The organism is Clavibacter tessellarius (assembly GCF_001618005.1).
GTDB classification, from domain to species: domain Bacteria; phylum Actinomycetota; class Actinomycetes; order Actinomycetales; family Microbacteriaceae; genus Clavibacter; species Clavibacter tessellarius_A.
Genome location: NZ_LQXA01000053.1, coordinates 154,896 through 164,738, shown reverse-complemented (window position 1 = coordinate 164,738; position 9,843 = coordinate 154,896). Strand labels below are relative to the sequence as shown.

At 73.9% G+C, this 9,843-nt stretch carries 8 protein-coding genes and 1 pseudogene; 1 reads left to right on the top strand and 8 read right to left on the bottom strand.

Annotated features, from left to right (window positions below; all coding sequences use genetic code 11):
• Positions 1 to 398: pseudogene (locus AWH51_RS14620) on the bottom strand (ribonuclease E/G); the annotation flags it as partial.
• Positions 399 to 704: 306 nt separating this feature from the next.
• Here AWH51_RS14620 and AWH51_RS14615 point away from each other — a divergent pair.
• Entirely contained in the window at positions 705 to 1,313 is a 609-nt protein-coding gene (locus AWH51_RS14615; RefSeq protein ID WP_063072778.1) for a vitamin K epoxide reductase family protein, read from the top strand.
• Positions 1,314 to 1,376: 63 nt separating this feature from the next.
• Here the strand turns inward: AWH51_RS14615 and ndk are convergent, their stop codons facing one another.
• From ndk to AWH51_RS14580, 7 genes are all read right to left on the bottom strand, one after another.
• A complete protein-coding gene (gene ndk / locus AWH51_RS14610) occupies positions 1,377 to 1,796 on the bottom strand; it encodes a nucleoside-diphosphate kinase (RefSeq protein WP_063072777.1) in 420 nt (139 codons plus the stop codon).
• Between the two features lie 9 nt (positions 1,797 to 1,805).
• Entirely contained in the window at positions 1,806 to 2,306 is a 501-nt protein-coding gene (locus AWH51_RS14605) for a DUF4233 domain-containing protein (RefSeq protein ID WP_063072776.1), read from the bottom strand.
• Positions 2,303 to 3,877 carry a bifunctional folylpolyglutamate synthase/dihydrofolate synthase gene (locus tag AWH51_RS14600; RefSeq protein WP_063072775.1) on the bottom strand — a complete coding sequence of 525 codons (1,575 nt, stop codon included), beginning with the start codon at positions 3,875 to 3,877 and terminating at the stop codon, positions 2,303 to 2,305. The genes AWH51_RS14605 and AWH51_RS14600 overlap by 4 nt, the downstream gene beginning before the upstream one ends.
• Entirely contained in the window at positions 3,874 to 7,194 is a 3,321-nt protein-coding gene (gene ileS, locus AWH51_RS14595) for an isoleucine--tRNA ligase (protein ID WP_063072774.1), read from the bottom strand. Before ileS ends, AWH51_RS14600 begins: the two co-directional genes overlap by 4 nt.
• A 249-nt stretch (positions 7,195 to 7,443) precedes the next feature.
• Positions 7,444 to 8,205, bottom strand: coding sequence for a class I SAM-dependent methyltransferase (locus tag AWH51_RS14590; protein ID WP_063072773.1), 762 nt, complete (start codon positions 8,203 to 8,205; stop codon positions 7,444 to 7,446).
• 68 nt (positions 8,206 to 8,273) lie between these two features.
• On the bottom strand, positions 8,274 to 9,035 hold the full coding sequence (locus AWH51_RS14585; RefSeq protein WP_063072772.1) for an expansin EXLX1 family cellulose-binding protein: 762 nt from the start codon (positions 9,033 to 9,035) through the stop codon (positions 8,274 to 8,276).
• Between the two features lie 127 nt (positions 9,036 to 9,162).
• Positions 9,163 to 9,828, bottom strand: coding sequence for a TetR/AcrR family transcriptional regulator (locus tag AWH51_RS14580; RefSeq protein WP_063072771.1), 666 nt, complete (start codon positions 9,826 to 9,828; stop codon positions 9,163 to 9,165).
• Between the last annotated feature and the right edge of the window lie 15 nt (positions 9,829 to 9,843).

Sequence of the window (9,843 nt, the reverse complement as noted above, 5' to 3'; positions counted from 1 at the left end):
GGGGCACGCGCGCGGCTCGCCCGCACGGGCGGCTGCCCCTCGGCCGCATCCGGGGCGGACCCCTCGGACGGCGCGGCGACGGCGGCGGACGCGTCGACGCTGGCGTCGTCCGTCGGGGCGCCCGCGGGTGCGGAGGCGGCGGCGCTCGCGCGGCGGGAGCGTCGGACGACCGGCGCCTCCGTCTCGTCGGGCGTGGACGGGGTGGTCTCGTTCTCGTTCAGGGTTCGGCCCTTCGCTTCGGAGGCGGCGGACGCACCGCTCGCCTCGGGGGTCGCGGCACCGGGGAGGACGGACGCGCCGTCGGTCCCCTCGGTCGCGGTCGGCTCGGCACGGCGGCCCGTGAGCCGCTCGAAGAGGCGCGGGCGCCTCCTGCCGGTGTTCTCGTCTCTCTCCACCATCTCTGGTGCACTCCTCAGCCGGGCGGTACGGCCGCGCCGTACCCCGGTAGCTCTCCGAGTGGATCCCCGCGTTCGCGGTTCTCCGTCGATCCTTGGTCTGCGACGACCGGCCCGAGGCTTCGGTCGTGCGCACTGGTACGGAACTGGCTATCCGCCGCCGGACGTGCCTGGCGGCCCGGGTCTGCCCCGGGAAAGACTCTTCATGGCGGTCGACCCGCGCGGCGGGACGACCTGCCTGCCAGTATCGCACGCCGACGTCCACCCGGCCGTCAGGGTCGGGGCCCGCCGGTCTGCCATGATCACCGCATGACCGCGACCCGGGCCCCCGTGCACACCCGCTCCCTGGCCCTCCTGCTGGTCGTGACGGGAGTCGTCGGGTGGATCGGGGCGTTCGTCCTCGTGCTCGACCGCCTCCACCTGTTGGAGAACCCGGGCGCGTCGCTGTCCTGCGACGTCAACCCGTTCATCTCCTGCGCCACGGTCATCCAGTCGCCGCAGGGGTCGCTGTTCGGCTTCCCGAACCCGCTCATCGGCGTGGCCGCGTTCGTCGTGCCCGTGGTGATCGGCATGGCCCTGCTGGCGGGTGCGCGGTTCGCGAGGTGGTTCTGGACCCTGTTCGCGATGGGCACGTTCGCGGGCTGGGTGTTCGTCACCTGGCTCTTCACGCAGAGCGTCTTCGTCATCGGCGCGCTCTGCCCCTACTGCCTGCTGGTGTGGAGCGCCATGATCCCGCTGTGGTGGGGCACGCTGTCGGCCACCGCCCGCGCCGGGCTGCTGCCGCTGCCCGCGGGGATCCGCCGAGCCGCCGACGCGGTGGCGCCGTACACGTGGGCGATCGTCGTGCTCAACTACGCGATCATCGTCGTCGCGATCATCGCGACGTTCCCCGCGCTGATCCCCACGCTCCTCGGCTGAGGCGCCGGGACGACGAGAGGGGCCGACCGGATCGCCCGTCGGCCCCTCTCGTCGTGTCGGGAGCTAGAACCAGAGGGCGAGCTCGCGCTCGGCCGACTCGGGCGCGTCGCTGCCGTGCACGAGGTTCTGCGCGACGGCGAGGCCCCAGTCGCGGCCGAGGTCGCCGCGGATCGTGCCGGGCGCGGCGCCCGTCGGGTCGGTCGTGCCGGCGAGCGACCGGAAGCCCTCGATGACGCGGTTCCCGGCGACGCGCACGGCGACCACCGGGCCCGACTCCATGAACGCGACGAGCGGCTCGTAGAACGGCTTGCCCTGGTGCTCCTCGTAGTGCTGCTCGAGCAGCGCGCGGTCGGCCCGCACCATGCGCAGGTCGACGATCCGGTAGCCCTTGGCCTCGATGCGGCGGAGGATCTCGCCGGTGAGGCCGCGGGCGACGCCGTCGGGCTTGACGAGGACGAGGGTCTCCTGGTCGGGAGCGGTCATGGGTTCCTCCTACGGGGTGGGAGCCGGCGGCTCGGTGGTGGGTCGGTGGTCGGTGGGGCGGTCGTCGGCATCCGGTACGTCGGCGGATCGCGCGGCCCGCTGCTCGTCGAGCATGGCCTGCTCCCATGCGCCGCGGGCGGCGGCCTTCTCGCGGTCGATGCGGGCGCCCTGCACCATCGCGTAGACCCACAGGAGCAGGAAGAAGCCGCCGACCGCGAACATGGCGGGCAGCACGAAGCCGGTGAGCACGACGAGGACCTGCACGACCCAGCCCGCCCGCACGCCGAGCGCCGTGCGGAGCGAGCCGACCACCGCGAGCATCGCGAGGACGAGCAGCGCGCCGCCGCCGAGCGCGGGCAGCGCGGGCACCGCCTGGAGCCCGAAGGCGACGAGGCTGGCGAGGAAGACGACGATGACCTGGAAGCCCATGACGATGGACCCGAGGATCTCGACCGTCGTCCGGGGCGGGCGGGGTCGCCGGGTGCGGGCCGGTCGGCCGTCGGTGCTCACGCGGTCTTCCAGCCCTCGCCGCGCGCGTGCTCGATGGTCTCGCCCACGAGGAGGATGGAGCCGGTGACGAGCGCCGCGCCCTTCTCGGTCTCGCCCGCGGAGTCGCGCGCGTCGTCGAGGGCGGTCCGGAGGTCGGGCTCGACCGTGACGCGGTCGCGGCCGACGACGCCCACCACGATCCGGGCGAGCTCGTCGGGATCCACCGACCGCTCCGACGCGGAGCGCGTGACGATGAAGTGGTCCACGACGGGCGCGAGCTCCCGCACGATGCCCTCCGCGTCCTTGTCGGCGAGCACGCCGATCACCGCGGTCACGCGGTCGAACGTGAAGTAGACGGGCAGCGCGGCCGCGAGCGACGCGGCGCCCGCCGGGTTGTGCGCGGCGTCGACGAGCACGGTCGGCTCGGTGCCGACGACCTGCAGGCGGCCCGGGCTCGTCACGGTGGCGAGGCCCTCGGCGAGCACGTCCTCGTGGATGGCGTGGTCGCCGCCGCCCAGGAACGACTCGACCGCGGCGATCGCGACCGCGGCGTTCTGCGCCTGGTGCGCGCCGAAGAGCGGCAGGAAGACGTCCCGGTAGGTGCCCGCGAGCCCCTGCACGCTGATGACCTGGCCGCCGACCGCGAGCGTCGTGTCGAGGAGGCGGAACCGCTCCCCCTCCATGGACCAGGTGGACTCGGTGAGCTCGGCCGCGCGCGTGAGCTCGGCGACCACCTCGGGCGCCTGGGCGCTCGAGACGACGTCCGACGCCGGCTTCACGATGCCGGACTTGGTGCGCGCGATCTCCGCGACGGTGGATCCCAGACGCTGCGTGTGGTCGAGCGACACGGGCGTGAAGACCGCGACCTCGCCGTCGGCGACGTTGGTGGAATCCCACTCGCCGCCCATGCCGACCTCGACCACGGCGACGTCCACGGGGGCGTCCGCGAAGGACGCGAACGCGAGCACGGTGAGCGCCTCGAAGAACGTGACGGGCTGCTCCCCCGCGGCCACGAGCTCCCGGTCGACGAGGTCGATGAACGGCTCGACGTCGGCCCAGTTGCGGCTGAGGGCCTCGTCGGTGATCGGCTCGCCGTCTATCACGATGCGCTCGTTGACCCGCACCAGGTGCGGGCTCGTGAACAGGCCCGTGCGGAGGCCGGCGGCGCGCAGGATGCTCTCGGCCATCCGGCTCGTGGACGTCTTCCCGTTGGTGCCCGTGACGTGGACGATCTTGTAGGCGCGGTGCACGTCGCCGAGCAGCTCGACGACGCGGCGGGTGGCGGTGAGGCGCGGCTGCGGCGCCTGTTCGCCGACGCGGGCGAGGAGCGCCTGGTAGACCTGCTCCCCCTCGCGCTCGAAGTAGTTCTCGTCGTCGACCTCGCGGCCGGCGACGATCGAGCGCTCGGCCTCGCGGCGGAGCTCGGCCGCGTCGTCGGCGAAGAGCTGGTCGTCGCTCAGGCCGTCGACGTCGGGGTCGAGGGCGCGCGCGGCCGCGTCGACGCCCTCGTCCGTCTCGGGCTCGAAGTCGTCGTCGCGGCGGACGTCGTCTGCGTCGTCGTCGAAGGGCGTCCCGCCCCGCTGGTCGCTCATGCTCGCTCCACCTCGATGTCCAGGGGCGATCCGCCGCCGACGACGATGCCGGACGCCGTCGCCTCGGCGTCCGCGTCGATCCGCAGCGCCACCGCCAGGGTCTCACGCGCGATGAGGTCGCGGAACCGCTCGGCGGCCTCGGCGCCCGCCGCATCGAGCCGGATCACGAGGGCGATGCGGTCGCTCACGTCGAGCCCCGCGCCCTTCCGCGCGTCCTGCACGTTCCGCACCACGTCGCGCGCGAGACCCTCGGCCTCGAGCTCGGGGGTGAGCGCGGTGTCGAGCAGCAGGAAGCCGCCGCCCGGCAGGAGCGCGAGCGCCTGGTCGGCGCGGTCTCCGGCCACCTCCAGCACGAGCTCGTACTCGCCGGCGACGAGCGGCACGCCGCCCGCGACGACCTCGCCGTCCGCCTCGGTCCAGTCGCCGGAGCGGGCCGCCTGGATCACCTGCTGCACGCCCTTGCCGAGGCGGGGCCCCGCGACGCGCGCGTTCACGGTGAGGCGGCGCGTGATGCCGGCGTCGGCCGCGCTCGTGGGGGTCAGCTCCTCGACGGCGACGGCCTTGACGTTGAGCTCGTCGCGGAGGATGTCCTCGAAGCGGGCGAGCCCGTCCGCGTCGTCGCTCACGACCGTGAGGCGCGCGAGCGGCTGCCGGACGCGGAGGCCCGACTGCTTGCGGAGCGACAGCGCGGTCGACGCGACCTGGCGCACCCGGTCCATCACCTCCACGAGGCGGTCGTCGGCGGGCAGGTCGTCGGGCTCCGGCCAGTCCTCGAGGTGCACGCTGCGGCCGCCCGTGAGGTCCTTCCAGATGCGCTCGGAGACGAGCGGCAGGAGCGGCGCCGCCACGCGCGTCACGGTCTCGAGGACCGTGTGGAGCGTGTCGAACGCCTGCGTGCCGGTGACGGTGCCGTCCGACTGCGACTCGACGCCCGCCCAGAACCGGTCGCGACTGCGGCGCACGTACCAGTTGGTGAGCACGTCGGCGAAGTCGCGGAGGGACGCGGCGGCGAGGGTCGAGTCGAGCGCGGTCATGTGCTCGGTGACCTCGGTGACGAGGCGGCGCGTGCGGGCGAGGATGTAGCGGTCCAGGACGTCGTCGCTCGTCGTGTCGCGCCTGGCCTCGTAGCCGCCGGGCTGCGCGGAGTTCGCGTAGAGCGAGAAGAAGTACCACGTGCTCCAGAGCGGGAGCAGCACCTGGCGGACGCCCTCGCGGATGCCCTCCTCGGTGACCACGAGGTTGCCGCCGCGGAGCACGGGGCTCGCGAGGAGGAACCAGCGCATGGCGTCGGATCCGTCGCGGTCGAACACCTCGTTGACGTCCGGGTAGTTGCGGAGCGACTTCGACATCTTCTGCCCGTCGTTGCCGAGGACGATGCCGTGGCTGACGACGCTGGAGAACGCCGGCCGCTCGAACAGCGCGGTCGACAGCGCGTGCAGGGTGTAGAACCACCCGCGGGTCTGGCCGATGTACTCGACGATGAAGTCCGCCGGACTGTGCTCGTCGAACCACTCGCGGTTCTCGAACGGGTAGTGCACCTGCGCGAAGGGCATGGATCCGGAGTCGAACCAGACGTCGAGCACGTCCTCGATGCGGCGCATGGTGCTCCTCCCCGTCGGGTCGTCGGGGTTCGGGCGGGTGAGCTCGTCGATGAACGGGCGGTGCAGGTCGGTCGGGCGCACGCCGAAGTCGGCCTCGAGCTCGTCGAGGCTGCCGTACACGTCGACGCGCGGGTACGCGGGGTCGTCGCTCTTCCACACCGGGATGGGGCTTCCCCAGAACCGGTTGCGGCTGATCGACCAGTCGCGCGCGTTGCCGATCCACTTGCCGAACTGGCCGTCCTTGACGTTCTCGGGCGTCCACGTGATGTCCTGGTTGAGGCGCACCATGTCGTCGCGGAAGTCGGTGACGCGCACGAACCAGCTGGAGACCGCCTTGTAGATGAGCGGGTTCTTGCAGCGCCAGCAGTGCGGGTAGGAGTGCTCGTAGCTGGCCTGGCGGATGAGGCGGCCCTGCGCCTTGAGCATGCGCGTGAGCGTCTTGCCCGCATCCGACCACAGCTCGCCGGCGACCTCGGGCACGGTGTCGACGAAGCGGCCGCCCTCGTCGAGCGACAGGATCACGGGGATGCCGGCCGCGGCGCAGACCTGCTGGTCCTCCTCGCCGTAGGCCGGGGCCTGGTGGACGATGCCGGTGCCGTCGGTGGTCGTGACGTAGTCGGCGACGAGCACCTGCCAGGCGTTCTCCGTGCCGAAGCGCTCCGTGTCGGCGTAGAAGTCCCAGAGGCGGTCGTAGGCGACGCCCTCGAGCTGGCGGCCGAGCACGGTGCGGGAGACGGCGGCGCGGGCCTCGTCGGCGGATGCGTAGCCGAGGTCCTTGGCGTAGTTCCCCACCAGGTCCTGGGCGATGAGGTACTCGGATCCGAGCACCTCGGCGGCGAGCTGCACCGACGACTCCCGGGGCAGCGCGTCCGGCGCCTCGGCGTCGGGCGTCCCCGCGGGCCCGGCGGGCACGACGGCGTAGGCGATGTCCGGCCCGACCGCGAGCGCCATGTTGGTGGGCAGGGTCCAGGGCGTGGTCGTCCAGGCGAGCGCGCGCACGGCCGTGAGGCCGAGCGACTCCGCCTTGGCGCCCACGAGCGGGAACGTGACGGTGACCGACTGGTCCTGGCGCATGCGGTAGACGTCGTCGTCCATCCGCAGCTCGTGGTTGCTCAGCGGCGTCTGGTCGTGCCAGCAGTACGGCAGCACGCGGAACCCCTCGTAGGCGAGGCCCTTCTCGTGCAGCTGCTTGAAGGCCCAGATGACCGACTCCATGAAGTCGACGTCGAGCGTCTTGTAGTCGTCCTCGAAGTCGACCCAGCGCGCGGAGCGGGTGACGTACTCCTCCCACTCGCCCGTGTACTCGAGCACCGAGCGGCGGGCGACGGCGTTGAACTCCTCGACGCCCATCTGCTCGATCTCGCTCTTCTCGGTGATGCCGAGCTGGCGCATCGCCTCGAGCTCGGCGGGGAGGCCGTGCGTGTCCCAGCCGAAGCGGCGGTGGACCTGCTTGCCGCGCATGGTCTGGAAGCGCGGGAAGGCGTCCTTGGCGTAGCCGGTGAGGAGGTGCCCGTAGTGCGGCAGCCCGTTGGCGAAGGGCGGACCGTCGTAGAAGACCCACTCGTCGCATCCCTCGCGCCGCTCGACGGAGGCGCGGAAGGTGTCGTCGCGCTTCCAGAACGCGAGGATCCCCTTCTCGACGTCGGGGAAGCGCGGACTGGCGGCCACCTGGTCGGGCGCGGTCGGGTCGTCGGGGACGGGACGGGGGTAGGTCATGGCATCTCCTGCGGCGATGGGGATCTCCGCGAGGACGCCCGGATGCCGTGTGCGGATCCCGAGCGCGGTACCACCCCGCTTGCCGCGCATGGCGCGACCGCTCTCCAGAGGCGATGACGGACCCGACCCGTTCGGTTCTACCTTCCCCGCCGACGTGCCCGCGGGGCTCTCTTCCGAAGGCTCCCCGGTGATGGCCGGATCGATGCCTGTGCCCCCATGCTAGCGCGCCCGGGCGGCGGATCCGGCGGCTCAGCCGCCGAGCTGGGACCGGTACGCGTCGGCGCGCCACGGGAGCTCGAGCACGTCGCGCCCCGCCGTGTCCGGGTGGCCGGCCAGGAGCGTCCGGATGTCGTCGAGGAGGCGGGCGCGCGCGTCCTCGGGCAGCGTGCTGACGACGCTGATGGACCCGGCGAACGCCACCGCGTCCTCCGGCGACAGGCGCTGGACGTGCGGGAAGGACGCGTGCTCGACCGGGCCGAAGCCGGGGAACGGGCCGGGCTCGGGGGCGGTGTTGGAGGAACGCGACCCCGCCGGGTGCAGCAGGGCGTCGAACTCGCGGACCCAGTCGACCTCCGTGTCCAGGTTGTTCCACACGATGCCGAGGCGCCCGCCGGGTCGGAGGACGCGGGCGCACTCGCGCGCCGCCTCGCCCGCGTCCATCCAGTGCCACGCCTGCGCGACGAGGACCGCGTCCTCCTCGCCGTCGCCCAGGGGGATCGCCTCGCCGCTGCCCGCGCGGACGTCGACGTCGGGGGCGGATGCGGCGAGCACCCGGCGCATCCCGGCGTCGGGCTCCACCGCGGTGACGGCGAGGCCGCGGGCGGCGAGGAGCCGGGTGAGCTTGCCGGTGCCGGCGCCCAGGTCGACGACGCGGCGGGAGCCCGCGGGGAGCATCCAGTCGACGGCCTCGTCGGGGTACCCGGGCCGCACGCGGTCGTACTGGTCGGCGACCGCGCCGAACGAGGAGGCGAGGTCGGAGCGGGCGGGCGTGCCGGGGGCGTCGGAGGTCATGCGGACATCCTGGCCTCGGCACGGGCACGCGGCGCGGCGGTTCCCACCGCCGCGCCGCGGCGCACGCGTCAGCCGAGCCGCGCCGTGGTGCGCTGGAGCCGCATCGGGTCGAGGGCGATGCCCGGGACCGTCGCCGTGCGCCCGGTGACGTCCGTGACGCGCACCGTGTACGGCCCGGCGCCGAGACCCGACGAGGCGAGCCAGTAGCCGTAGGTCGTCCGCGACAGCGGGACCCAGTTCGTGCCGACCCGGACCTCGACCGAGCGGAGCTCCGTCCCCGCGTCGACGACCTGGATCGCCGCCCAGTACGCCGACGACCCCTCCTTCAGGCGGAACGCGAGCGGCGGGACCGTCGGCGCCGCGACGGGCGCGTAGGAGATGGGGATGATGCCGGCGTCGTAGTCGCCGATGGCGCGGAACGCCTCCTCGCTCAGGTCGAGGTGCCCGTGCTCGCACTCGGGGCACTGGTCCGCGACCTCGACGCGCACCGTCCCCTTCGGGCCGGTGACGTCGAGGTAGGTGCCGCACGCGGCGCTGCCGGCGTAGTCGTCCGGGCCGACCGCGACGTAGAGGCGGTTCGCGGGGATGGCGGGGAGCGAGCAGTTGCCGTTCGTCGGGTTGCCGTCCGGGCCGAGCGAGTAGTGCGTGGCGCGGCCGGATGCGGCGACGACGGCTTCCGCGGATCCCGCGGGCGCGACCGCCGAGAGCCCGGCGATCGCGACGAGCAGGGCGAGCAGGGCGGGGAGGGCCCGGAGGCGGCGGGCACGGCCGGGATGCCACCGGGTGCCCTCCCGTCGCGGGCGGTCGGCGAGGGCGTGGATGAGGTGCATGGCGTCTCTTCTCATCTCGAGGGAGCGGCGCGGTCGCGCCGCGCGGCCAGGGTAGGACCGCACCCTCCCGTCGCGGAAGGGCCGCGGCCGACGCCGTCTGCTCGTTCGCCGGCAGGACGCGCGGCGTTCAGCTGGCGGCGACGGCGACGGAGGCCGCGAGAGCCGGGCGGAGCGGGTCCAGCGCGCGGCGCACCGCGTCCTCCAGCGGACCCCGGCCGACCCCGTCGGCGGCCCAGGCCATGACGGCGGCGGCCGTGGCCGCGGCGACGACGGACGCCGCCACGCGCACGGGGCCGTCCGACGCGCGTCGGCCGGTCGCCCGGGCGAGGGCCTGGGCGACCGGATCCACGAGCGGCGCGGCCCGCGCGACGCCCTCCCCCGCGACGTCGGCGCCGAGCCCCATGACCTCGTGCTGCGTGAGCGCGAGCGGCAGCCACCCCTCGCCCCGGCTCCGGGCGGCCGTGGCGATCGCCTCGACCACCGCGTCGACAGGGGCCCCGCCAGCACCCGTCGCGATCGCCTCGACCACCGCGTCGACAGGGGCCCCGCCAGCACCGACGCCGGCGACCGCCGCGCCCGCCTCGCGCAGGGTGTCATCGAGGCCCGCCCAGAGCAGGTCGGCCTTGGAGGCGAAGTAGTTGAAGAAGGTCGCGCGGCTGACCCCGGCACGCTGGGCGATCTGCTCCACGGTGGTCGCCGCGTACGTGTGCTCGAGGAAGAGCTCGGCGGCCGCCTCCTCCAGGGTCGCGCGCGACGAGCGGCGCGGGCGGCCGGCGGGACGGGCGGAGGTCATGCGCCCATCCTCGCG

Bases quoted from the DNA above. Each gene is read 5' to 3' on its own strand.
- AWH51_RS14580 (WP_063072771.1), bottom strand. From the start codon at position 9,828: ATGACCTCCGCCCGTCCCGCCGGCCGCCCGCGCCGCTCGTCGCGCGCG.
- AWH51_RS14615 (WP_063072778.1), top strand. From the start codon at position 705: ATGACCGCGACCCGGGCCCCCGTGCACACCCGCTCCCTGGCCCTCCTG.
- AWH51_RS14600 (WP_063072775.1), bottom strand. From the start codon at position 3,877: ATGAGCGACCAGCGGGGCGGGACGCCCTTCGACGACGACGCAGACGAC.
- ileS (WP_063072774.1), bottom strand. From the start codon at position 7,194: ATGACCTACCCCCGTCCCGTCCCCGACGACCCGACCGCGCCCGACCAG.
- ndk (WP_063072777.1), bottom strand. From the start codon at position 1,796: ATGACCGCTCCCGACCAGGAGACCCTCGTCCTCGTCAAGCCCGACGGC.
- AWH51_RS14585 (WP_063072772.1), bottom strand. From the start codon at position 9,035: ATGCACCTCATCCACGCCCTCGCCGACCGCCCGCGACGGGAGGGCACC.
- AWH51_RS14590 (WP_063072773.1), bottom strand. From the start codon at position 8,205: ATGACCTCCGACGCCCCCGGCACGCCCGCCCGCTCCGACCTCGCCTCC.